Annotated in this window: 18 protein-coding genes; 9 read left to right on the top strand and 9 right to left on the bottom strand. The window is 52.7% G+C overall.

Annotated features, from left to right (window positions below; all coding sequences use genetic code 11):
* Positions 1 to 47 precede the first annotated feature (47 nt).
* Complete coding sequence (locus ACO08I_RS28665; protein ID WP_282783348.1) at positions 48 to 1,043, top strand: SPOR domain-containing protein; 996 nt, start codon at positions 48 to 50, stop codon at positions 1,041 to 1,043.
* 45 nt (positions 1,044 to 1,088) lie between these two features.
* Here ACO08I_RS28665 and ACO08I_RS28660 read toward each other — a convergent pair whose 3' ends face one another.
* The 4 genes from ACO08I_RS28660 to ACO08I_RS28645 form a co-directional block, all read right to left on the bottom strand.
* Positions 1,089 to 2,579 carry an MFS transporter gene (locus ACO08I_RS28660; RefSeq protein ID WP_421947893.1) on the bottom strand — a complete coding sequence of 497 codons (1,491 nt, stop codon included), beginning with the start codon at positions 2,577 to 2,579 and terminating at the stop codon, positions 1,089 to 1,091.
* A gap of 32 nt (positions 2,580 to 2,611) precedes the next feature.
* Positions 2,612 to 4,621: a type I pullulanase gene (pulA, locus tag ACO08I_RS28655; RefSeq protein ID WP_421947892.1), complete on the bottom strand. Its 2,010-nt coding sequence runs from the start codon at positions 4,619 to 4,621 to the stop codon at positions 2,612 to 2,614.
* An 86-nt stretch (positions 4,622 to 4,707) separates the two neighbouring features.
* Positions 4,708 to 5,307 carry a hypothetical protein gene (locus ACO08I_RS28650; protein ID WP_421947891.1) on the bottom strand — a complete coding sequence of 200 codons (600 nt, stop codon included), beginning with the start codon at positions 5,305 to 5,307 and terminating at the stop codon, positions 4,708 to 4,710.
* Positions 5,308 to 5,309: 2 nt separating this feature from the next.
* On the bottom strand, positions 5,310 to 5,891 hold the full coding sequence (locus ACO08I_RS28645; protein WP_282783354.1) for an RNA polymerase sigma factor: 582 nt from the start codon (positions 5,889 to 5,891) through the stop codon (positions 5,310 to 5,312).
* Positions 5,892 to 6,055: 164 nt separating this feature from the next.
* Here ACO08I_RS28645 and ACO08I_RS28640 point away from each other — a divergent pair, with 164 nt between their 5' ends.
* Positions 6,056 to 6,628, top strand: coding sequence for a hypothetical protein (locus tag ACO08I_RS28640; protein WP_044224699.1), 573 nt, complete (start codon positions 6,056 to 6,058; stop codon positions 6,626 to 6,628).
* Positions 6,629 to 6,657: 29 nt separating this feature from the next.
* Positions 6,658 to 7,689: a PspA/IM30 family protein gene (locus ACO08I_RS28635; protein ID WP_282783356.1), complete on the top strand. Its 1,032-nt coding sequence runs from the start codon at positions 6,658 to 6,660 to the stop codon at positions 7,687 to 7,689.
* Between the two features lie 261 nt (positions 7,690 to 7,950).
* Here the strand turns inward: ACO08I_RS28635 and ACO08I_RS28630 are convergent, their stop codons facing one another.
* The 3 genes from ACO08I_RS28630 to ACO08I_RS28620 all read right to left on the bottom strand — a co-directional run bounded on the left by ACO08I_RS28630 (position 7,951) and on the right by ACO08I_RS28620 (position 13,833).
* The gene (locus ACO08I_RS28630; RefSeq protein ID WP_421947890.1) at positions 7,951 to 9,516 is read right to left on the bottom strand and encodes a M28 family peptidase; all 1,566 of its coding nucleotides are present in this window, start codon (positions 9,514 to 9,516) and stop codon (positions 7,951 to 7,953) included.
* A gap of 1,817 nt (positions 9,517 to 11,333) precedes the next feature.
* A complete protein-coding gene (purU, locus tag ACO08I_RS28625) occupies positions 11,334 to 12,191 on the bottom strand; it encodes a formyltetrahydrofolate deformylase (RefSeq protein ID WP_421947889.1) in 858 nt (285 codons plus the stop codon).
* Positions 12,192 to 12,222: 31 nt separating this feature from the next.
* Positions 12,223 to 13,833, bottom strand: a complete 1,611-nt coding sequence (locus ACO08I_RS28620) for a M1 family metallopeptidase (RefSeq protein ID WP_282783361.1) — start codon at positions 13,831 to 13,833, stop codon at positions 12,223 to 12,225.
* 75 nt (positions 13,834 to 13,908) lie between these two features.
* Between ACO08I_RS28620 and ACO08I_RS28615 the strand changes: the two genes are divergently transcribed.
* Positions 13,909 to 14,826 (top strand): glycerophosphodiester phosphodiesterase family protein, encoded by a 918-nt coding sequence (locus ACO08I_RS28615; RefSeq protein ID WP_421947888.1) that lies wholly within the window; start codon positions 13,909 to 13,911, stop codon positions 14,824 to 14,826.
* On the opposite strand, the gene ACO08I_RS28610 is transcribed toward ACO08I_RS28615, so the two are convergent.
* Positions 14,817 to 15,890: a hypothetical protein gene (locus ACO08I_RS28610; RefSeq protein WP_421947887.1), complete on the bottom strand. Its 1,074-nt coding sequence runs from the start codon at positions 15,888 to 15,890 to the stop codon at positions 14,817 to 14,819. The genes ACO08I_RS28615 and ACO08I_RS28610 overlap by 10 nt on opposite strands.
* Positions 15,891 to 15,914: 24 nt before the next feature.
* Positions 15,915 to 18,041, bottom strand: a complete 2,127-nt coding sequence (gene recQ, locus ACO08I_RS28605; protein WP_282783370.1) for a DNA helicase RecQ — start codon at positions 18,039 to 18,041, stop codon at positions 15,915 to 15,917.
* A gap of 438 nt (positions 18,042 to 18,479) precedes the next feature.
* Between recQ and ACO08I_RS28600 the strand changes: the two genes are divergently transcribed.
* From ACO08I_RS28600 to ACO08I_RS28580, 5 genes are all read left to right on the top strand, one after another.
* Positions 18,480 to 19,901, top strand: a complete 1,422-nt coding sequence (locus ACO08I_RS28600) for an adenylate/guanylate cyclase domain-containing protein (RefSeq protein WP_421947886.1) — start codon at positions 18,480 to 18,482, stop codon at positions 19,899 to 19,901.
* Between the two features lie 119 nt (positions 19,902 to 20,020).
* Positions 20,021 to 22,327, top strand: coding sequence for a hydrogen gas-evolving membrane-bound hydrogenase subunit E (gene mbhE, locus ACO08I_RS28595; protein WP_421947885.1), 2,307 nt, complete (start codon positions 20,021 to 20,023; stop codon positions 22,325 to 22,327).
* Positions 22,324 to 22,731 carry an MnhB domain-containing protein gene (locus ACO08I_RS28590; RefSeq protein ID WP_044224680.1) on the top strand — a complete coding sequence of 136 codons (408 nt, stop codon included), beginning with the start codon at positions 22,324 to 22,326 and terminating at the stop codon, positions 22,729 to 22,731. Before mbhE ends, ACO08I_RS28590 begins: the two co-directional genes overlap by 4 nt.
* A 6-nt stretch (positions 22,732 to 22,737) precedes the next feature.
* The gene (locus ACO08I_RS28585; protein ID WP_044224678.1) at positions 22,738 to 23,088 is read left to right on the top strand and encodes an NADH-quinone oxidoreductase subunit K; all 351 of its coding nucleotides are present in this window, start codon (positions 22,738 to 22,740) and stop codon (positions 23,086 to 23,088) included.
* Positions 23,085 to 24,602: a proton-conducting transporter membrane subunit gene (locus ACO08I_RS28580; protein WP_421947884.1), complete on the top strand. Its 1,518-nt coding sequence runs from the start codon at positions 23,085 to 23,087 to the stop codon at positions 24,600 to 24,602. The genes ACO08I_RS28585 and ACO08I_RS28580 overlap by 4 nt, the downstream gene beginning before the upstream one ends.
* The last annotated feature ends 4 nt before the right edge of the window (positions 24,603 to 24,606 follow it).

Here is a 24,606-nt window from a genome sequence, read left to right as displayed (position 1 = left end):
GAGCTGAGGCGGCACAACCGCCCGGAATACAGCAAAAAGCAGCAGATATGGAAATGGATATAGGTAGTTATATCAGTTTACTTCTTTACAAAAATAAGGCCGTTGCCCTGCCAGGGCTGGGCAGCTTTGAGGCTGCCTATCAGCCTGCAGTAATTGATCAGGTGCAGGGGGAGTTGCACCCACCGGGGAATACCATTTCCTTCAATCCCAATTTGGTGAGCGATGATGGCCTGTTATGCAGCATGATTCAGGACCGCTACGGCCTGCCGGCTACAGATGCTGCAAAGACGCTTGAGGATTACGTCCATGAAGTAAAAGAAGCGATTGGGCGAAGAGAAATTGTCGTCTTCCCCAAAGTGGGGCGCTTGTACCGGGACTATGAAAACAATCTGCAATTCTTACCTGACGGGAATAACTACGATGTGGAATCCTATGGGCTGCCCACGGTAAGCTTCTATCCGGTAGCCCGGTCCAACCGGGCCCAACCGGTGAAGGAACAGCCTGGAAAAACAGCCGCACGCCCCGTATCGGCGAAAAAAGCACAAGCCACGAACAATGGGCTGATTGCAGCTATTGGAGCGGCAACAATCGTGGTTGGCGTAGCCATCTATTTCCTGCTCTTTGGTGCTGATCAGACACAGGAGCAGCCCCTGCACCCTGTGCCGACTTCAAGGGTGAACGTGCGGCCGGGTGACGAAGCATCAGCTAATGCGGCTCCGTCAGAGAACGAAGCTGTGGCGGAATCAGAAAATAAGGCGGAAAGCTCTTCCGAAAGAGCGGAAAGCACAGATACGGAACAACCTACACCTGTTCCCGGGCAGCAGTCTTACGTCATTATTGTTGGGGTCTTTGGCAACCCGGATAATGTAAAGCAACTCATCGACGACATCTACGATGCCGGGTACGAACCCTATACCGAAAAAGCAGGCAATCTGACTAAAGTAGGCGTACAGCGGACTTACCGCTCCGAAGCCGAGATTGAAGCAGCGATTCAGGATGTGCGTAAGCGGTTTACAAAGGATGCCAAACTGTACCGGTGGTAGGTGAAACAGGAAACCAGCTATGAAAAAATGCGGGTTTCCTGTTTTCTAATGTCCTGCCGGCGCAACCGCTGCTGCGTCTCCGGTCTGTTCTTCCTTAACCATAAGCCAGGCCAGGGCAGAAATACCGAGCGTCACGCCACATACCACGAAGGTGATGCTCTTATTTTCGGCATTGCCAATCAGCTGCCCCACACCTAAACTGGCAACTAGCTGAGGTAGCACTACCGACAGGTTGAACAGCCCCATGTAAAGCCCCATTTTAGCCTGATCCACTTTTTGCGACATGATGGCAAAGGGCAGGCTCACGGTAGCTGCCCAGCCAACGCCCGCCACGCCCATCAGCACATAAATCAGCGTTGGGCTGATACCCGGCACCAAAAAGCTGAAGTACCCAACCGCCATCACAGCAATACAGGCAAAGTGTACTTTAACGCGCCCAAATTTATCGGCCATTGGCTCCAGAACGGTTGCAGGCAGGATGGCAGCAACCGCATTAAGGACCAGGAAAGCAATTGAGACCACCCGGCCCATTTCGATTTTAATATCTTCAGGAATCACATCGCCCGCCCTGAAGCCGTACACATCGTGCTGCACGTAGGAAAACATGTAGACAAACATGGTTTGCACCCCAATCCAGGTGAAGGAATGAGCCGCCAGTACTTTCTGAAAACCAATCAGCCCTGCCTCTGATTTACCCTTCCCGGTTTCATTCTTGAGCAGGGCTTGTATCATCACCACCGCAGTAAGCGCCAGGCAAAAGCCCTCTACAAAACCCGGCTCCCGGTCAATATCCATTATCCGTAAAGTCATGGCATAAATGGCATAGACCAGGAATCCCCAAAGGGGCCGTATGGCATTCAGCGTTTCCGAAAGGGAAAAGCCTGGTTTCTTTTCGTTTTCTTCTTCCGCTCCGGAACTCTTAAGTACCCGGGGTTCTTCTATAAAAAAGACGGGCAGTACCGAAAGGATGAGCACCAGGCCAGCTCCGAAATAGATGAGTACGAAGTTGTTCCAAATGGCACCTACCGCATAAGCCAGTACGCCGAATGTACCCGAAATAGTCTGCATCCAGGTGTAGCCTTTGGTGCGTTCTTTGCCCTCGGGGGTAACATCTGCAATGATGGAGCGTGTAGGATTAAAGCTCACATTGATGGCCAGATCAAGGGTTAGCGCTACAATAATAGCAATGCCCAGAATAGACTCCGCCCCCATTGCATCGGAAATGACTCCGATATTAGGCAGCGCCAGAAGCATAAGCGCCGCCAGTACACCGCCAATGAGGATGAAAGGGCGGCGGCGGCCGTTCAACAACCAAACGTTATCGCTAATGACCCCAATCAAAACCTGGCCAATGATACCGGCTATAGGGCCCGCTGCCCAAACCAGTCCAATGTCTTCAATTTCCAGATGATACTGAGTACTGAGAATCCAGCTCAGGGCAGAAATCTGTACCGAAAGAGCAAAGCCCATAGCGGTAGCGGGAAGGCTGAGGTTGACATAGAAGAAGTTCGTCAACCGCTTTTGCATGTCCAGCATAGTTCGCTTGTTTTTTGTTTGTTATCAGAAGGTTACTGGTAAAGCACCATAGCGGTTCTGCCCGGGATCTGCAGCACACCTCCTTCTATGGTGCCGAGCCCTTCCGGGCTTACCTGCCCGCCATCCACAGCAATAGTCCAGGCTCCTTCCGGGATGTTGACACTCTGATAGTCTTCATTGCCGTTGAGGACGACAACAATATTGGACCAGTCGTCTCCATTGGCACCATCGGCAATCTGATAGGCGATCAGATTACTGCTTTCGCCTGTATCCAGAAAGGCCAGATGTTTCTTCACTTCAGCCGTGGTCCGCATCCGGAATGCCGGATGGGCTTTACGCAGCGCAATGAGCCCTTTGACGTAGCCGTTGACGCCGGCGTACTGTGCTTTGCGCGGCCAATCCATCTGATTAATACTGTCCGGAGATTCGAAGGAGTTTTCCACGCCATCCTTAGTACGCAGAAATTCCGTACCCGCATGCAGAAAAGCCGTCCCCTGGGAAGTCAGTACCGTAGCCAGGGCGAGCTTATGCATTTTGATGCGTTCTTCCTCGCTGTCATCAGGGCAGGACAATGCCAGCCGGTCCCAGAGGGTGTGGTTGTCGTGACAGGAGACATAAGTCATCGTCTGTGTGGGGTGAGCCGCCCAGGGGCTGTCCGAATAGGCCACTTTTTGATAATCCACCTGTGGGTGGGCCGTGGAGGCTACGATGCCGAACTTTACGTCTTCTTCCCGTCCGGGCTTACCGCTGACAAAACCTTTTTCTTCATGTTCAAAAACGCTGCCCTTTAGCCCGTCCCGGATGTCATCACTGAAAGCGGCCACATCCGGCATCTGAGCGACTTTGGCTTTTAATGCCCGATGGGACACCGGAAGCGGGCTGTCCCCGGCTGTCCAGCCTTCGCCATAAACGATGATGCTGGGGTCGATATCGGCAAGGGCTTCCGTAACCTCGTTCATGGTTTCAATATCATGAATGGCCATGAGGTCGAACCGAAAGCCGTCCATATGGTATTCCTCTGCCCAGTATTTTACGCTCTCGACAATAAACTTCCGTACCATAGCCCGCTCGGAGGCGGTTTCGTTGCCGCAGCCGGAAGCATTGGAAAAGCTGCCATCTTCATTGTGGCGGTAGTAATAGCCGGGCACGAGTTCGTTGAACAGGGAGTTCTCCGTGAAGCCGGTGTGGTTGTAGACAACATCCAGCACCACCCTTATGCCTTTATTATGGAGGGCTTGTACCATGGTTTTGAACTCCCGGATACGGGAAGCCCCATCGGCAGGGTCCATGGAATAGCTGCCTTCCGGCACGTTATAGTTTTGAGGGTCATAACCCCAGTTGTAGCGTCGTTCTCCTTCCGGCTTGCTTTCATCAATAGACCGGAAGTCGAAAGCAGGGAGAATATGGACATGGGTAACCCCGAGATCAGCGATATGGTCCAGGCCAGTGGGCGTACCATCCGGCGTGGTGGTCCCGGTCTCTGCCAGCCCGAGAAACTTCCCTTTGTTCGTAATGCCCGATTCAGGGTGGATGGATACATCACGGATGTGCAGTTCATAAACTACGGCATCGGTGATAGCATCAAAAGGCGGCCGCTTGTCCTCGCTCCAGCCTTCCGGATTGGTGGCATTGAGGTCAATCACCTGCCCGCGCATGCCATTAGTGCCTACGGCTTTGGTGTAAGGCCCGGGCACCGGCTCCCGCCATTTGTCTTCCACCTTGACTTGGTAAGAGTAGAAGGTACCCAGGAGGTCCTCCTTGAATGAGGCCGTCCAGGTGCCTTGTTCTGCAGGCTCCATTTCGGTGGTACGGGTGGGTTCTCCGCCCAGCGGCTGACTGTAAAAATGGAGGCGTACGGTTTGAGCAGCGGGCGACCACAATCGGAAGCCGGACGACTCAGGCGTGTAAGTCAGCCCAAGGTCATTACCGGTATAAACCGGATAATCATCATAAGAATCGTACTGTGGGGGCTGATAGCCCTCGGATTGGCAGGAGGCCACGATCATACTGGTTGCAATTAGGATCAAAAATGAACGGAGCATGGATTCAGTTTTGTCCTAAAAATAGATAAACTTGGCTGATCAGGGCATAAGAAAAATAGTCTTTAGCAAAAAATCCTGCTCCCGCACTAATGCATCATAAGTAAAAGCGGGGTATTCTCTACGGTGCCCAGCGCAGACCGCCTGGCCCAACCGGGTGTATCTGAAACGGGCTGAGGCAGCATTTTTTCGGTTGGCAACTGAGCCGTAGCGGTAGCGGCAATATTGGCCTCGCCTTCTTTAGGCGCCTTCAGCTGATCATCAGCCGAAAATACCGCCAGGGCGGTATCGGCTACGATTTGCGTTACTTTTTTAAACCATATAGAGTCATTAGCTTCCCAGACTATAGCCGGGGTTTGAGCGTAAACCGGTCCAAAGCGGACGAACTGCCCCATGAGGACCATACAGGCTGCAATGGCTGCGGCTTGCCAAAAGGGCAGGGTGATGGTATGAAGCGGTATGTTGCGGCGCTGATGCTTTTGCCGGAAGGCCCTCATCAGGTTGGCTTTGAGGGATGTCGGCGGAGTGGGCGCCTCTCTCAGTGACTTACCGGAAAGGACGACCTGACGGAGCTGTTCGTACTCCTGTTGTCCGCAGGATTGGGCAACCTGATCGCGCTCGGCTTTGGTCAGTTCCTCATAATCTTTTGTAGCCAGTAAGGCTTCGATATTGTTGGTCAATGGCTCCATAACTATGCATTTGGGCCCAGCACGCAGCTGAGCAGTTCGTTCAATTTTTTAAGACTGTAGTGCAGGCGTGACTTGACGGTGCCGGGCGGGCAATCCATAATTTCGCTAATTTCCTGCACCGTCAAACCTTCCTGGTAGCGCAGCAAAAAGCACTCCCGATGGTGGGGGCGCAGGGACTGCACGGCTTTCTCAATATAGGTTTTGCGCACCTCCGCGTCAAGATCTGGCAGTACTGCCATGGAAACTGGCGTATGATTGGCATCGTGCAGGGAGGCTTGCAGTGGCTGTTTAGCTTTTCTGCGGTACTCATTCTTAACCAGATTGCCAGCCACGGCATAGAACCAGGTAGAAAACCGGCGCCCGGTGTCGAAAGCCTCCGGCTGTTCAATAATTTTGAGAAAAAGCTCCTGTGTAAAATCGTGTGCCATTTCTGCCGATTGCCCCAGCATGCGGTAAAAGTACCGGTACATGCGCTGACTGTAGCGGTCGTACAGGGCGTTGAAGGCAGACTCCTGCCCCTGCTGCATACGTTGCATCAGCTGTTCATCGGTGGGTATAGCCTTAGATTGCTTCTGATCGGGCATTCCGTGCCTGTGTTTGGTATGGAATACACGCCTTCTGTACGGGCGTTCAAAAAAATCGGAAAAAAATTGTTATATCGAACTTCCATCCGGGATCATCGAAAATATACTGTGGTTTTCCGGCAATTTCTTTTAATTTGTAGCAACAGTAAAAAACTTTCGACTAAATGCAAAAAGACCTGAAATCGCTTTTTGGCGATCACCACGGGCTGGATGAAAGAAGTGTAAGCGCGCTGACCCGCGCTTTGGCTAATGAAAACCTTCCAGGCTTCGATTATATTGAGTTCAAACAGGCACTAGCCCGGCTACGCGAAATGGACATGGATGAGCCGACGGCTTTCCGTTCCGCCTACGCAACGGCCTCCACGATGGGACTGACCAAGGAAAAACTCCTGAAAACGGCCCTGCACTATAAAAAGGTACTGGACAATGAAAATGAGCACTTTGAGGAGTCGCTCAAACGCCAAATGGAGCAGCGCGTCAAAGCCAAGATGCAGGAGGTGGAGAAAATGAAGAAGCAGGTGGCGGATTTTCAGGGCAAAATTGAGGAGCTGGAAAACAAAATCAAGAGCCTGGAAGCCAAAATCAAACAGGGAGAGCAGACCATTGCTTCTGCCGATGAGGACATTCAGGCTGCCAAGGACAAATTGCTTTCTACCAAAGATGCTTTCCAGCATGCCCTTCAGAGTATTTCCAATGAGATACAGAAGGACATTGAAAGCATGGAGTCGTACCTTTAATTTTTTGACAAAACCATACCGATATAACTATGGCAACATCATCGCCAAATTTTGATCAATCTGAATTCAAGCAGAAGTCCTTCTGGAAGCGTCCGGAAGGCGTAACCGGTGCGATTTTCCTGGGTGCCCTGATCCTGGGCGGCGGTTACTTGCTGGCCGTCAATATGGCTGCTATTCTGGCACTGGTCCAAAATACGCTTTACCTGGCTATTCTGCTGGCCGTGCTGGCAGCGGTCGTCTACATGGTCCTGGACCCCCGCATGCGCAACCTCATCTGGTACATGTACAAAAGCGTGATGCGCAAAGTCACCGGCATTTTTGTACAGGTTGACCCCATTGGTATTTTGAAGAGCTACGTGGAGGATCTATCCAACAACCTGGTCAAAATGCGGAAGCAAATCGGCATACTCCGTGGCCAAATGCGTAAACTGCAAACCCTGGTGGAGGAGAATACCCGCACCATCGAGGAGCAGATGAAAATGGCAAGTGCTGCAAAAGAGAAAGGCATGGACAGTCAGGTCGTCCTGGCGACCCGAAAAGCAGCCCGTTTGAGGGACAGCAATGAAAAGTATACGTCCCTCCTTAACCGTATGGATGTGATGTACCGCATCCTGAAAAAGATGCACCAGAATTCTGAAATCCTGCTGGAGGATACCAAAGATCAGGTGCAGCTCAAAGAGCAGGAGCGCAAGGCCATCCGCACTTCCCACTCGGCGATGAAATCGGCGATGAGCGTCATGTCGGGCGATCCGGACAAGCGGGCTATGTTTGATGCAGCCATGGAGGCTATCACCGACGATGTGGCCAATAAGGTGGGCGAAATGGAGCGTTTCATGGAAATGTCTTCCAATGTAATGAACTCTATCGACTTACAGCAGGGCATCTTCGAAGATGAAGGGCTGAAAATGCTTGAACAATGGGAAAAGGAAAGCACCCTTATGCTGATGGACGGCGATTCTTCCAGCTCTGATACGCTAAACCTCGATTCGCCTATGGCGGAGCCGGAGCAGCGGAAGCAGGGCGGCAGCAGGAAGGAGGGGTATGACACCTTTTTTGATTAGCATGGATTAGGTGGGGCTTCTCATCGGCTGCCGTAGCTATCAACTCAGCGATGGTATGCCCGGAACCGCCTGATTATTGTTTAAGATTAGGCGGGTCTTTCCCAGAACCGCCTAATTTGTACCGCTTAAAGTTAGGGCATGCCGGTAAAGCCTACCCTAACTGTTGTTAATAGATTAGGCGGGTCTTTCCCAGAACCGCCTAATTTGTTACCGCTTAAAGTTAGGGCATGCTGGTAAAGCCTACCCTAACTTAAATTATCCTTACCGAACCACCACCCGCTGCGCACTAAAGTGATGCCCGTCACTGAGCTGCAGCCAGTAAACGCCTGTGGGAAAATTGCCTACAGGTATACGGAGGCTGCCCATAGTGGAGTTATGCTGCCCACTCCATACTGGTTGCCCTTTCACATTATACAAGCGCAGATCAAGCTGCATGGGCTGGCAATCACCAAAACGGACAGTGAATTCCTCCTGTGCCGGATTGGGCGAAAGGAAGTAACTGCAGGGAAGTTCATGCAGGTGCTCTGCATCCGTAATTATAACATTACTGGCAATGGCTTCACCACTATGCATGGGTTCCGCCATCATAGCAGCGGTAGCAATGACCGCTTTTACTGCATTCGCCATAAAAGCGAAGTTAAGGGTGCCAATCGTATCTGAAGGCTCGTGGTAATGCGGGTTGCGGAAATCTGCACCATCGGTAAGCATTAGTGCAGGGATGTTGGCTTCCCAGAAAGAACCATGATCACTGCGCAGCAGGTCAGGCACAAGCAGTGGGTTGGCAACATTCAGCCCAATGACACGCAGCTCCGGTACATAGGCTGCCGCAGCGGTATTGAAAGCATCGTAAAGGGTGCTGCCAAAACTCGGCCCCACATTGATTAGAAAATTGCCCCGGTTAGCATCAGACTGCACTTCGGCCGCCGCCTCCGGAAAAACCAACTCAAAGCCAGGCGGGAAGTCCTGACTGTTGGGCGTATCACTGTAATAACCGATCATTTCCATATTGAGTACGCCTTCGATGGCTTCGTTCCCGGACAGGTGCTCCACATAATACATACTGCCGTCCAGCCCGGTTTCCTCAAAGTCAAAGCCAATAAACCGAAGGCTTTTCCGGAAGTGGTAAGGCGAGAGGATACGGGCGGCTTCCAGTACACCTACCGTAGCAGTACCATTGTCGTCAGCTCCCGGAGAATCGCTCACGGTATCATAGTGCCCGTCGATGATAATCACGTTGCTGCTCTGCGTTTGGCCCCAATGGTGGCCAATGATATTCTGGCCGGTGGTGCCCAGATTGGGGAAGTTTTGCCGGAAGGTCTCCAATCCATAATCCAGAAAAGCCTGCTCCAGGGTATCCCGGCAGCGGTTCAGATTATCTGGATTCGTAATGTAGTGCCGGATGCCAGCGATATGCTCCATGCGGGTTCGCAAAAATTGGCTGTCTACCTGCGCAACCAGGTCTTGAATAGGGATGTCGTAGCCATCATCGGCAATGATTTTAAAGTCATACGTATCGCTGTTGCCGATTTCACCTGCGTAGTTCCAGGTCATCTGCAAGCCCTCACCCGGAGCAACCGGAAAACCAATAGCACCGGACACATTCTCCGCATGGATACTGAAGTTAGAGCTGCCAGAAGGAGCGGCGCGAAGGAAGACTTCGAGCTCGGTGTCTTCAGCATCTGCCAAATCGTAGGTAATGGTCAAAGTCTGCGTTTCCTGGTTGAGGTCTACAGACTGTATCGTGAGCTGAGGAGGCTGGTTTTGAGCGCCAATGCAGATACTGCATAAGCTCAGTGCCAGAGCGAGAAAGTACTTTCCTGTTATCATATTCGGGGTTGGATTGATTAAAAGATGAAAATACGGTATTTGTCCTCCATTCACAAGGGCGGGATTGATTGTGATGGGATTATTGGATCTGGGCGTCACTGATTTGTTTGGAGGGCAGGTACACATGGTTTGCACTGCTTACACAGATTGGACTAATTCCCGGGATGGCCCCCCAGCGGGGCGGGTCTCGTTGGGCAGATCAGTGGCATCAGTGTACTATCATCGTGCGCGGCGTGTTGGAACACGGATTGGACGGATTTGCGCAGATTTCCACGGATTCCAGGGATGGCCCTCCAGCGGGGCGGGACTCGTTGAGCAAATCAGTGGCATCAGTGTACTATCATCGTACGTGGCGGGTTGGAACACGGATTAGACTGATTGCGCAGATTTGCACTGATTTCCGAGCGGGCCCTCCGGCGGGGCGGGTCTCGTTGGGCAGATCAGCGTCATCAGTTTACTATCGTCGTACGTGGCGGGTGGAAACACAGATTGGACGGATTTGCGCAGATTTCCACGGATTCCCGGGATGGCCCTCCAGCGGGGCGGGTCTCGTTGGGCAGATCAGTGGCATCAGTCAGATCAGCGGCATCAGTGTACTATCATCGTGCGCGGCGGGTGGGAACACGGATTGGACGGATTTGCGCAGATTTCCACGGATTCCAGGGATGGCCCTCCAGCGGGGCGGGTCTCGTTGAGCAGATCAGTGGCATCAGTCAGATCAGCGTCATCAGTGTACTATCATCGTGCGCGGCGGGTGGGAACACAGATTGGACGGATTTGCGCAGATTTCCACGGATTCCAGGGATGGCCCTCCCGCGGGGCGGGTCTCGTTGAGCAGATCAGTGAGATCAGTCAGATCAGCGTCATCAGTGTACTATTGTCGTACGTGGCGGGTTGGAACACGGATTGGACGGATTTGCGCAGATTTCCACGGATTCCAGGGATGGCCCTCCAGCGGGGCGGGTCTCGTTGGGCAGATCAGTGGCATCAGTCAGATCAGCGTCATCAGTGTACTATCATCGTACGTGGCGGGTGGAAACACAGATTGGACGGATTTGCGCAGATTTGCACGGATTCCCGGGATGGCCCTCCGGCGGGGCGGGACTCGTTGAGCAAATCAGTGAGATCAGTCAGATCAGCGTCATCAGTGTACTATCATCGTACGTGGCGGGTTGGAACACGGATTGGACGGATTTGCGCAGATTTCCACGGATTCCAGGGATGGCCCTCCAGCGGGGCGGGTCTCGTTGAGCAGATCAGTGGCATCAGTCAGATCAGTGGCATCAGTGTACTATCATCGTACGTGGCGGGTTGGAACACGGATTGGACGGATTTGCGCAGATTTCCACGGATTCCAGGGATGGCCCTCCGGCGGGGCGGGTCTCGTTGGGCAGATCAGCGTCATCAGTGTACTATCATCGTGCGCGGCGGATGGGAACACGGATTGGACGGATTTGCGCAGATTTCCACGGATTCCAGGGATGGCCCTCCAGCGGGGCGGGTCTCGTTGAGCAGATCAGTGAGATCAGTCAGATCAGCGGCATCAGTGTACTATCATCTTGCGTGGCGGGTGGGAACACGGATTGGACGGATTTGCGCAGATTTCCACTGATTCCCGGGATGGCCCTCCAGCGGGGCGGGTCTCGTTGGACAGATCAGCGTCATCAGTGTACTATCATCGTGCGTGGCGGGTGGGAACACGGATTGGACGGATTTGCGCAGATTTCCACGGATTCCGAGCAAGGGCATAAGAGCGGGGCATGCTTGTGGGACGGCACCGTTTTGCCAGGATTAGCGGCATCAGTAAGATCAACCCTTTAATCAAACACAATCGTCTTATTTTGGTAAGGCAAAATCTTATGCTGAATCTCCAGCCAGATGGCCCGGGCCAGGACGACCTTCTCCAGGTCCTTCCCAATACGGATCAGGTCCCTGATGGAGTCTTTGTGAGAAATACGCCGCACATCCTGTTCGATGATCGGCCCCTCGTCCAAATCTGCAGTGACATAGTGGCTCGTTGCACCAATCACTTTCACCCCCCGGTTGAAGGCAGAGTGATAAGGCTTCGCACCCTTGAAAGCAGGAAGGAAGGAATGGTGGATATTAATAACCTGATTCGGGAAAGCGGCCACAAAGTCGTCGGACAAAATTTGCATGTAACGGGCCAGGACAATGAAGTCTATATCCAGCTTACGCATCAGCTCAATCTCCCGCTGCTCCTGCTCTGCCTTGTTGGCTTTAGTGATGGGAAAAATCTCAAAGGGAATTTCAAAACGCTCTGCAATGTAGCGCAGGTTCTCATGGTTGCTGACGATAACCGGGATGTCCACTTCCCACTCCCCACTCATGCAGCGCTGCAAAATGTCATAGAGGCAGTGCGACATTTTGGAAACAAAAATCGCCATTCGCGGTTTGCGCGCGCTCAGGTGCACCTGCCATTCCATCTGGTATTTTTGCCCTATCAGCGTACCAAAATACTCATCGATTTTTTCGGCAGGGATATTAAAACCCTCCAGCTCCCACTCTACCCGCATAAAAAAGCGCCCCGCCTGCCGGTCAACGTGCTGGTCCAGAGAGATGACGTTCCCGTTGTTGCGGTGCAGAAAGTCGGTGACTGCCGCGACAAGGCCGGTTTGGTCCGGGCAGTGAATCAGTAAAATGGCCGTTTTCTTCATGGTTCCCGTTTTGGAGGCACAAAAATGCAAATTAATTTTTCATCTGCTTCAGTTCAGCGCTAAAAAGCAGCCAGGTATCCGGGTCCAGCCATAGCCGTTGGGGCTCAAAGTCACAGGGCAGGGTCACCGTCTGCTGTTCCTGATCAATATTTACCGTCCAGGTTTCACGGGTACCATCGGGGGCTTCCGCCGCAATATCAAGGGGGAAAGTATAGGTCGCATCGCTGCGCAATTGACCGATATCCAGTTGCAAACCTTCCTTTTTGCTCCACGACCAGCTCACCCCAATTTCCGGCACGCCGGGCTGATAAAGCCACTGGTAAAAGAAACCGCTCAAATCCTGCCCGCTGGCGATTTCCATCACTTCCTGGAAATCCCGGGTCAGAGCATTGCCGTTTTGGTAGGCTTTGTAGTAGGCCCGCAGACCCGACCAAAATGCGCGCTCGCCCACCTTATGCCGCAGCATGTGCAGCACCCAGTTGCCTTTCTGATAGGCATTGGCGTTCAGCAGGCGGTTCCAGTTGGTGATGAGGGTATCAATGATGGGGCGATTGGACTGGCGGGCAAACTGCAGGACTTGCTGACGCTCGGTAAGCAGCCGCTTAGCCATGGCATCCCGGCCGTACTTGTGTTCGATGTAAAGGTTAGCGCCATAGGTCGCAAAGCCTTCGCTCAGCCAGATGTGGTGCCAGTTGCCTTCCGTCACGCTGTTGCCAAACCACTGATGGGCCACTTCGTGGGCGATGAGGTCTTCATGATCCTGCCCACCGGTCACGGAATTTTCAAAGTAGAAGATATTACTGGCATTTTCCATCCCTCCGTAGCGGGTTTTGGACTGTACATTGGCCAGTTTTGGGTAAGAATAAGGCCCGATGGAGTCGATAAAAAACTGCAAAACCTCCGTCGCCTGTGCGTAATCCTGATAGCCTTCCGTCCGGTTTTCGGGGTAAACCCAGCTGCTAACGGGTATACCGGCCACTTCACCGGCCCGGCTCACCGCAAACTGCGCCGCTCCAAAGACCGCCACTTTAGTAGGAATGGGCGTGTCCATCCGCCAGAAAGTAAGTTTGGTTTCCTGGTCAAGGTTAAGCTCTTCCAACTGCAAACCAGAACCCACCACCTGATAATGGTCCGGCGCGATAATCACAAAAGCCACCGTCGCCTTATCCGAAGGGTGGTCCACACAAGGCAGGTAATGATGGGCACGATTCGGCCAGTTGTCGCCAAAGAAGGTCCGGTCACCGTACTTGTTTTGGGCGATGATAAGCCCGTCAGCCGGAACACCTTTGTACCGAATGGTGAATTGCCGGGCGGAACCTGCCGCTGCCGGGCTGCTCAGCGCAATATGCAACTGAGCCCCTTCATGCCGGTAGGCCAAAGGCTCGCCTCCTTCCTTCACTTCCAGGACCTGCATGCCCCCCTGCCCGGCCTCCTCTGCAACCAGGTCCAGCACCAGGGTATCCAATGCCTGTAAAAACCGGATATCCATCAAGGCACTGCCCTGAATGGTGTCGTGCTCATCACTCAGCTCCAGCTGAAAGGTGTAATGCTGTACATCTATTTGGGAAAGGCGGGGAATGGAAAGCTGTGCCAAGAGCAGTAAGGGGCACAAAAGCACAAGCGGCAAAAGGAAGGTTCGCATTTTTGATGGTGAAAATACGTTTTTCCGGGAAAAGACAATTTCCCAATTCCGTACCTTTACCCCAAAGCCAACATTATGCGCCAATTTTATTTCCTCCTCCTGCTGCTCGGGCTTTCAGCCTGCTCAGCGCCTTCAACTCAACAAGACATGAATGCCGAACAAGCTGCTGATTTCGACTGGCAGGGCCACCGGGGTGCCCGCGGGCTGCTGCCGGAAAATACGGTGCCCGCCTTTCTCAAAGCACTGGAATTCCCTCAGGTGAAAACGCTGGAGCTCGACCTGGCGGTAAGTCAGGACAGCCTGCTGGTGGTCAGCCACGAGCCTTGGATGTCTCACCACATCTGCAGCCATCCGGACGGGCGGCCCGTAACGGAAGCGGAGGAAGAGGAGCTGCTGCTCTTTCAAATGCCCTACGCTCAAATCAAGGTCTACGATTGCGGCACCCGCGGCAACAGCCGCTTTCCGGAGCAAACGCCCATGCCGGTGCACAAGCCCTTGCTTAGCGAGGTGGTACAAGCCGTCAATGCTTACTGTGCTGAGCACAACCGCCCCAAGCCACGCTACAACATCGAAATCAAGCACGACCCGGCTTACGATAACGTCAAAGCGCCCCGCCCGCTGACCTTTGCCCGCCTCGTTTTGCAGGAGATAGAAGACCTGGGCATTAAAAACCAAACCTGTGTACAGTCTTTCGATGTCCGCCCCCTACAGGAACTGCACCGGCTTGACCCTGCCGTCACCACAGCCCTGCTGGTTGAAAACCCCAACGGCGTTCAGGTCAACCTCGATGCCCTGGGCTACACCCCGGACATCTACAGCCCCTATTACAAAATGGTGACGGGCAACGTGGTGGAAACTGTGCACGACCTCGGCATGGCTATCATCCCGTGGACCGTCAACGACACCACCGCCATGAAAGCGCTGATTGGCCTGGGCGTGGACGGGATCATCACCGACTACCCCAATAAAATTTCAGCAATTACTCAAAACTGATACCCTACACTAGCAGATAGGGAATAATAAAACAAGTCGGTGGGGAACCAACGGAAGCTACCAAAGTAAAAAGTGGCATTACCGTGCAGCCCGGCATAGAATGGCCCGGCAATTTGCGCCCACGCCCCTGCCGAATAAGCCGGCTTCAGCAGATTAATGGAGGCGTATGGGCGTATCCGGAACGTCTCCGGCAGCATATAGCCGACTTCCACATTATAGGTAGTAAAAGTGTCCGTTTCATTTTCATCCGCCAGCTGCCGGTTGGCTTGTTGCACCCCAAGGCGGAAAAAGACGCGTTCATGCACCCTGGGCATGACCAAAAACAGATCAGCCCCATAGGCCAAATGCCCCTGATCCGCTACAGTTGGTGTATTGGAGAACTGCATCAGTCCGCCCCCAACCCCTATCAGGGGCTTGAAAAAAGGTAATGCCTTTTGGTAAATGGTTAAGGGCTGCCCGGGCTCCGCTTTGAGCTGATGGTAGCGTTTGGCCAACCGGACCAGTGATTGGTGGCTGGGTTTTTCAATTTTCGAGATTTGCCCCTGCAGTTCCGGAGCATCCTGCAAGTGATACTTCAGCAACCCGATGTGCTTCTTCGAACGGAAAAGATAGTCCGCTCTAATTTCCGGTGCGCCCTCAATCTGATTTCGGTCGAAATATCGGATTTCCTCCACATATGGCAAGTGCACCAGTGTATCACCGGTCTTGCGGAAATAATACTGATTAGAGTCGGCTTCATCCCGATGGTAATACACTTCCATCGCCCCGTTAACCAGGCACTCCAGAAAAGCCTTTTTCTCTTCCAGTTGTTCAGCAACAAACAACCGGTCGTCCTCAAACCGGTAGCCTTTGATATCCAGAGGTGAAAACACCTGTTCGGTAGCATCAGCACTACCTTTGAAGTGGCACGCCTGCCCCAGAGAGAGGTCCCCCCGGTAATCAATCCTGCCATACAGGGTGTCGCCTTCTTCCATCCAAACCATGCCCGGGCGGAAATCGGACTGAGCCTTAGTTAGAGAAACCCCTGTTAGCAACAGGGCAGCAAAGAGAAGTATTTTTTTCATCGCGCGAAAGTTTGAAAATCCGGGCTAAGCCTCCCGCTTTGCGTAGGCAAGCGCCAGCCGGATTTTATGATAAGGGATTTGTTCGTCCAAATATTCAAAGACATCCTTCAGTTTATAAGGCTCCTGAAGGTACCGCAAAGATTTCACCACCTGATCGACTTCTGAGGGCGTCACGAGTTCGTGCAGGTTGATGTCCTGCCCTTTCTCAAAAAGGATAGCCAGGTGGGAATAGACCGTCGTTTCAGTCAGCTGCCGTTTTTGTGCTATTTCGGATACGCTCAGCCCCCGTTGGTACATATCGTGGGTGATTTGATAGGTAGAGGACTTGCCCCGGCTCGCTGCCGGACCCACATGCTCAATGATGGCATCAATAAAATAATTGCCGTAGAGGTGCAGCTTGCGCTCCCCTACCCCGCTGATGCGCTTCATTTCATCATCCGTCATAGGCCGCACGGCAGCCATTTCCTCCAGTGTTTTATCACTGAAAATGATGTAAGGCGGCACGCCCCGCTCCTGAGCCAGCTGACGCCGGAGTTGGCGGAGTTGCTCAAACAGCTCATCCCGTACCCCCTGCCGCTCGGTGGCTTTGGTTTTAGCCTGAGCTTTCTCGGCCTCCTGCCGTTCTTTGAGGGTCGCGAAGCGTACAAGCGGCACTTTTTCTCCTTCGAAGAGCACCCGTTTGCTCGCCGGAGTCAGTTTCAGCACGCCATGCTCATCGTGTGCAATCTCGATGTAGCCATAATTCAGCAATTGCAACATGTAGTGCTGCCATTCCAGAAAGGGGATATCACGGCCGGCACCGTAAGTTTTGATGTTTTGGTAGCCGCGTTCAAAGATTTCCTTCTTCCCGCTGCCGCGCAGCACGTCAATCGCCAGGGTCATGCCCACCTGTTGCCGCAACCGGTAAATTGCAGACAGTGCCTTTTGGGCAATCTCCGTTCCATCTATGGTCTTTGGCGGGTTCCGGCAGATATCGCAGTTCCCACAGTCCTCCGTGGTTTCCTCCCCAAAGTAGCTGAGCAGGATACGCCGCCGGCAGCCTACCGCTTCCGCAAATTGCCGCATACGGTCCAGCTTCGCCAGTTTGATATCCACCTGATCGCTGTCGTTTTGCCTGAGGATGTCCTCCATCAGAGCGACATCGTTGTAGCTGTAGAAAAGCACGGTATCCGACTTTGCGCCATCGCGCCCGGCCCGCCCGATCTCCTGATAGTAACTTTCGATATTCTTAGGCAGGTTGTAGTGGATGACCCAGCGCACATTCGACTTATCGATGCCCATACCAAAGGCCACCGTAGCGCAAATGACCGGTGTGTTGTCGTTAATAAATGCCTCCTGCACCGCATCCCGCTCCTCGGGAGAAAGGCCCGCGTGGTAATAATCAGCCGTAATGCCGGCATCCTGCAGTTTTTCCGCCAGTTGCTCGGTACCTTTTCGGCTTAGGCAATAGATGATACCAGACTCATTCGGGCGTTTGCCGATAAACCGCAGGATTTGCTCCCGGCGGCGCTGCCCGGGGCGGACCTCGAGGCTGAGATTGGGGCGGTCAAAAGATGAAATAAACACCTGCGGGTCTGGCAAATTGAGCTGCCGAAGAATGTCTTTCCGGGTCAGTTTATCAGCGGTTGCGGTCAGTGCAAGTATGGGCGTGTCCCGAAACTCCTGTTTGAGGAACTTCATGCGGGTATACTCCGGCCGGAAGTCATGCCCCCAGGAAGAGATACAGTGTGCCTCATCAATGGCAAACAGGCTCACTTTCGCCCGTTTCAGCAGCGGCAGAAAATCCCGGGAAGTCAGCTTTTCCGGAGAAACGTAAAGCAGCTGTAGTTCACCGTTAAAAAACTGATCCTCCACGGCCCGCTGATCGGCTTCGCCGAGTGAACTGTTGAGAAAAGCCGCCTGCACCCCATTAGCCCGCAGCGCTTCCACCTGATCTTTCATTAGAGAGATGAGGGGGGAGACCACTACGGCGGTCCCTGGGAGTGTCACCGCAGGCACCTGATAGCAAATGGACTTGCCCCCGCCCGTGGGCATTAGCACCAGGCTGTCTTTGCCGGCATACACCTGCTCAATGATATCGGCCTGCATGGGGCGGAACGTATCGTAACCAAAATATTTTTTGAGCGCATCCTGAGCGGCGGGCATATTCATGAACTAACAATTTGTTTTGAGCCAGATTCAAATTTAACAAAAATCATCAAATCCCTCCGTCTTTACGCCCGTAATATCCCAAAAAAAAGGGCTTCCAACCTGCGCTGAAAGCCCTTCGAAACTTTTTTGGGTCCAATGCCCAAGAAAACGGGCACTGAGGATTAGTTTCCCTTCCAAAATAAAGGGCTTCCCAGAGAGGATCAAGGGAAGCCCCCATTTAAACACGCTTCTTGTTTATAAAGGAAGGAAGATTTATAACCAGGTGATAGTTTGCAAATTCTGACTAATTCTAACGATTACAAATATAGACCCTCTACCTTAAAATCTAAACCCCATATTCATGGGGCAAGACATTGTGCCTCACGATGTGCGTAAATCATATAGAAACCTTATATTTGGCTTCAGTCGGATCCACCCTTGGCAAAAAAGTACCTTATTATGAGAATGATACTCCTAACTGCAGGACTATTGGCGCTTTTTTCATCGGCTGTCAACGGCCAGGGGAACGCTCAACTGGATTTATCACGGGAATTACTCGGGCGCGAACGCTACGAGGATGCGGCGCAGGTTGCGGAGCAGGCCTTTCACAGTGGCCGCAAAGCAAATAACCTGACTATTCAGACCGAAGCCCGGCTGCTTCAGGCTGAGGCATTTTTTGGCAAACAGACGGCCAGCTCTCTCAACTGGCGGGACAAAATGAAGGTCAAAAGGGCCATGAAGGCAGCGGAGCAGCTTCTGGAAAAAGCACCGAATGACACCTTGCAATTCCAATATCAGCAGTTGGTCCGCCGGCTGAACAATAAGCCACAGATGCCCATTCAGCCCGGCGGGGTGGCAGAACAGCGCCCCACCCTGGAGCAACTTAAGCAGCGCAGGCTCGATGTCATGCGCGCCGTGGGCGATTCCATACTCTCCCTCAAAAAAGAACGGGAAGCTTTTGAAAAAGAAGTGCAGACCCTTACCGATGAACAAGCCCGGCAGGAGCTGCTGCTCGCCCGGCAGCAACAGACCATCGACTCTATCTCCCTGGCCCGCCTGGAAGATTCCATTATGGTCATCCGGCAGGAACAACAGCTGCAGGCTCAGGAAGCCCAGCTACAGCTTCAGCGTACACAGCGCAACCGCAGCCGCATTGTAGCCGGCGCTATTATCCTCATCGCCCTTATTCTGACCTGGCTGTACCTGAACTCCCGCCGGAAAAACCGTATCATCGATACCGAGCGCAAGCGCTCAGAGGAACTTTTGCTGAACATCCTCCCGGCATCCGTCGCTCAGGAACTCAAAACCGATGGGCAGGCCACGGCCCGGCACTATGACGAGGCCACAGTACTCTTTTCCGACTTTAAAGACTTTAGCCGGATTTCCAAGGACCTTACCCCTGCCGAATTGGTGGAAGCCCTCGACCGCTGCTTCAAAGCCTTTGATGAAATTGCAGAAGCACACGGCATTGAAAAGATCAAGACCATTGGCGATGCTTACATGGCCGCCGCCGGCGTACCGGAATCGAATCCGGATGACGCCCATCGTGCAGTAAAGGCAGCCCTGGCCATGCAGGATTGGCTGGAGCAACAAAAAGACCTGCCTTTTTCCGGTGCACGCATTGGACTGCATACCGGCCCGGTAGTGGCAGGCGTGGTAGGTGCCCGAAAATTCGCCTACGATATATGGGGGGATACCGTCAACCTGGCTGCCCGCCTGGAATCCAAAGGGGAAGCCGGAAGGGTCAATATCTCTCAGGCGACCTACGACCGGATTGGCGATACGTTTTCCTGCACGCCACGTGGAAAAGTACCGGCTAAAGGGATCGGTGAGGTCGAAATGTACTTTGTCGAAAGTACCGTTGCCGCCCCGATAGCATAAGGCGCCCAGCGTGGATTGGCCAGCGTTGGCCTCCAAAAAGCCCCTCCGTTCTTATTAACAAGGCTCAGATTAGAACATCTGCCCCATGGTATGCGCTATAGTTATGCATACCAAACTATATGACCATTCTATTTTGCATCCTGGCGGTATTCATGGCTGGCTTCCTGTCTGCTTTATTTTATGACAGGCACCGAAGTATCCTGCTGCCTGCCATCTCACTGCTTTTTCTCGCAATTATCGCCTACTTCGGCTCCCTGACGGGAACAGTACTTGACGGAGCAACCATCGTACAGCAAGTAAAGTGGGTGGACACCCTCAGTATTCAACTGGCTTTCCTTGTGGACGGGCTTAGCCTGTTTTTTGCGCTCCTGGTCACGGTCTTTGGGTTGCTGATCTTTTTATACGCACACCGGTATATGGAAGACAGCCCTCAAATCAACCGGTTTGCAGGTTACCTGCTGTTATTCTCAGGCTCCATGCTCGGCCTCGTCCTCTCGGCCAATCTGATCAGCCTGTTTGTATTTTGGGAACTCACCAGCCTCAGCTCCTTCCTGCTCATTGGCTTCAAACATAAAGATGAAGACTCAAGGCGGTCCGCAAGGCAGGCACTCCTAATTACAGCTGGTGGAGGGCTGGCCCTGATGGCGGGTTTTATCCTTTTGGAAATCGCCACCGGCAGTGGGTACAACCTAACGGAGATACTATCCCAGCCTGAAGTAGTGGCTAACAGTGGATTGCAATCTGCGGCCATTATCCTCATCGGACTGGGCGCCCTCACAAAATCCGCACAATTCCCTTTCCATTTCTGGTTGCCCAATGCCATGGCTGCGCCCACCCCGGTAAGTGCCTACCTGCATTCCGCAACGATGGTCAAAGCCGGCGTCTACCTCATTTTCCGGCTCAATCCTTTATTTCAGGAAGCCGCACTCTGGCACCATCTGCTCGGCGCTGCCGGGGCGCTGACCATGACCTGGGGCGCCCTGAAAGCTTTTCAGGAGGATGACCTCAAGCGTATCCTCGCTTACACAACCGTCAGCGCCCTGGGTATCCTGTTTATGATGATTGGCCTGGGTGGGGAAGCAGCAGTTAATGCCGCGATGGTGTATGTCCTGGCCCACGCCCTGTACAAATGTGCCCTGTTCATGACCGCCGGCAACATCGACCATCAAACCGGAACGAGGCGCATTTCCCAGCTATCAGACCTGAGCCGGAAGATGCCACTTACAGCAACAACTGTAGCCCTTGCCCTGGCATCAATGGCCGGCGTGCTGCCTCTGCTGGGTTTTGTAGGAAAAGAACTTTTGTACGATGCGCTCTACCATGCCGCCGATCCTTTTGCGATCGTTTACCTGGCGCTGTTGTTTCTGGCCGGGGCGCTCTTTACGGCAGTGAGCGTAGACATCCTATATAACGCATTTTTCAAAACCGGCAAACTCAGGGATCAGCCCATACGGGAGGGGCAGCTGCTGCTTACCCTTCCCCCCCTGTTATTGGCTGTCGTAAGCCTGCTGACGGGCATTGCCCCCGGATGGACTATAGCGCCCCTGCTAAAATGGTCGGCTGCCAGTATCCAGGATTTTGCCCCCACTATGAAACTAAAACTGTGGCATGGGTTCAACTTCGTGTTCCTCCTGAGCTTAGCCACTTTGCTCACCGGTGTAGGTTTGTACTTCCTCCGCAACTGGCTCAGGCGGGCCCAAAAACCGCCCTGGGCTTCCGCCGATTTTTTGTACGATCAGGTCATTGCCGGCAGTGAGTTCGTTGCGCAGTACATAACCGGGGAGATTCAAAATGGCTACCTAAGAAGATATATAGCCACCGTTATCATCACCTTTTCCATGCTGCTTTTGGCCGCAATGGCTCATGGCCAGGTTTTCCAGTCTTTTTCAACGGCACCGCTACTGGAAAGCCTGCAGATTTACGAGGTGGTCATTTTGGCCCTGATCGTTCTGGCCACCGGCTTTCTCTTCCGGGTCAGGTCAAGGCTGATTGTGACTGCAACCTTTGGCATTATTGGATATAGTATTGCGCTGGCGTATACCCTGTTCAGCGCACCGGATGTAGCCATCACGCAGTTCCTGGCTGAAACCCTGACCCTGATCCTGCTCATTCTGATTATCCACCGCCTGCCTTCCTATACCCTCAAAACCTCTATTGCCCGGCTGAAATACCTGCCTGTGGCGATCTTGTTTGGGGCAATGATGGCAGTGACGGCCTATGTGATGCTGCTACAGGAAAAGGATACTGGCTCACAAGCCTATTTTTTGGAACAAAGCATCCCCAAGGGCAAAGGCCAAAATGCCGTGAATGTCATCCTGGTGGATTTTCGTGCTCTTGACACCCTTGGGGAGATTACCGTGCTTACAGTTACTATGATTGGCATCATTGCACTGCTAAAATTCAAACCCAATAACAAAAAAGCATGAAAACACTCATTCTGGCGACCCTGCTACGCGCACTGACGCCCCTGTTTATCAGTTTTGCCCTCTATATGTTTTTCAGGGGGCACGATAAACCAGGGGGTGGATTTATAGCCGGGCTGATCGCCTCCATTCCCTTTATGCTGCACGCTATGGTCTTTGGGTACGAGCGGACCAGGCAGGTATTCAGGGTAAAGCCCACCATACTGGCTGCACTTGGTTTGCTGATGGCCCTCCTTAGTGGCTTTTTTGCTGTACTAAAGGGCGAGCCCTACCTGACTTCAGCCTGGGTAACCCAGGAATTGCCCCTGGTGGGCAAAATCGGCACGCCTATCTTTTTCGACTTTGGTGTTTTGCTGGTGGTCTTTGGCGTGGTCCTGCAAATTACTTTTTTACTCACTGAGGAATAACAACTTATGAACCTGATTATACCCCTGATTATTGGCGTTTTGTTTTCAGCGAGCTTGTTTCTGATGTTCCAGAAAAGTTTCTTCAAGCTGATCATCGGGGTCATCCTGTTTGGCTATGCCACCACCTTTTTCCTGTTCACCGTGGGAGGGGTAACCAAGAATGCGCCCCCACTGCTCTCCGAAGCAAAAGCAGCGGTGGACCAGCTTGCAGACCCTTTGCCTCAGGCACTGACATTAACAGCCATTGTGATTAGTATTGGCGTGCAATTGTTCGTGATTGTGCTGTTGAAAAAAGTATACGAGGAAGTTGGGACCGAAGATTTGGATGAACTCAATACAACAGATAAAATAAAGTGACCGATACGATTCCCACCTTACTGCTCTTCCCGTTGTGGGTGCTGCTCGCGGCGTTCATCTTCTGCATTTTATCCTGGCAGCGGGTCAAGGTTCAGGCCGCTATTGCGGTCGTCGCCGGGTTTCTGTACCTGGTAGCGGCGGCAAGCCTGTTTATGGAAGTGAACCAAAACGGTATTCAGGTCATACAGATCGGCAACTGGCCGGCACCGTTTGGCATCACTCTGGTTGCAGACCTGCTGGCCTCGGGAATGGTGCTCATTTCTGCCGTCATCGCCTTTGCTATCATTCTGTACTCTATTCAGGACATATCAGCAGCACGCAAAAAGAAAGGCTTTTACCCGGTTTTGCTCGTGATGATGTTTGGCGTTTGCGGCTCCTTTCTGACGGGCGACATTTTCAACCTCTACGTCTGGTTTGAAGTCATGCTGGTGGCTTCTTTCGTGCTCATCGTTTTGGGCAACAGCAAAAAGCAGCTGGAGGGGGCAGTTAAATATGTCACCCTGAGCTTCATCTCCTCGGGTTTTCTGCTCACCGGTTCGGCTATACTATACAAATTAACCGGCACCCTGAATATGGCTGATCTGTCCGTAGCGATTGCCCAGCACCCCAATCCGGAGCTGATTACGGTCTCTGCCGTATTTTTTCTTACCGGATTTGGAATCAAGGCGGCCCTGTTCCCGTTTTTCTCCTGGCTGCCTGCCTCCTACCCCACGCCACCAATATCGGTGGTGGGGCTGATGGCCGGATTGCTGACCAAAGTCGGAGTATATGCATTAATCCGGTTTTTCACCCTGCTCTACACTCATGATTTGCCAACTACCCATTCGGTACTGCTCGTCCTGGCTGGCCTGACGATGTTTTTTGGAGTGTTGGGGGCTATTGCGCAGCGCAATTTCAAAAAAATCCTCTCGTTCCATATTGTCAGCCAAATCGGATATATGATTATGGGGCTGGCACTATTTACCCCGCTGGCCATTGCCGGTTCCATCTTTTACATCATCCACCATATTCTGGTCAAAACCAACTTGTTTTTGATCAGCGGAATCGTCAAAATCACCAATGGCCATTATGCATTAAGCAAACTGGGAGGGGTATATGACCGATTCCCCTTCGTCACGGTCCTGTTTGCCATTTCTGCCTTTTCGCTGGCGGGCATTCCTCCCCTTTCGGGTTTCTGGGGCAAGTTTATACTGGCGAAGGCAGGCCTGGAGTCCGGAGCGTACGTTATCGTTGCGGTATCTCTCCTCGTGGGGCTGTTGACACTTTTTTCCATGAGCAAAATCTGGGTATCCGTATTCTGGTCTGCAAACCCCGGCACCAAAAGCAATCCACCACAATACGACAGCCCAACGCTGTTCCGCCGTTACTACTGCCTGCTGCTTGCTTCGGTTTTCCTGACCCTTTGCACGCTGGGCATCAGCTTTTATCCTGATTTTTTGATCTCCTTTTCGGAGCAGGCTGCTGAGCAATTACTGAACCCTCAGGAATACATTAATGCTGTACTCAACCCATAAAAAA

It is taken from the genome of Phaeodactylibacter xiamenensis, from assembly GCF_965229835.1.
Classification (GTDB): Bacteria; Bacteroidota; Bacteroidia; order Chitinophagales; family Saprospiraceae; genus Phaeodactylibacter; species Phaeodactylibacter xiamenensis.
The sequence above is the reverse complement of the archived record's forward strand: the minus strand, read 5'-3'. Positions and strand labels throughout refer to the sequence as shown.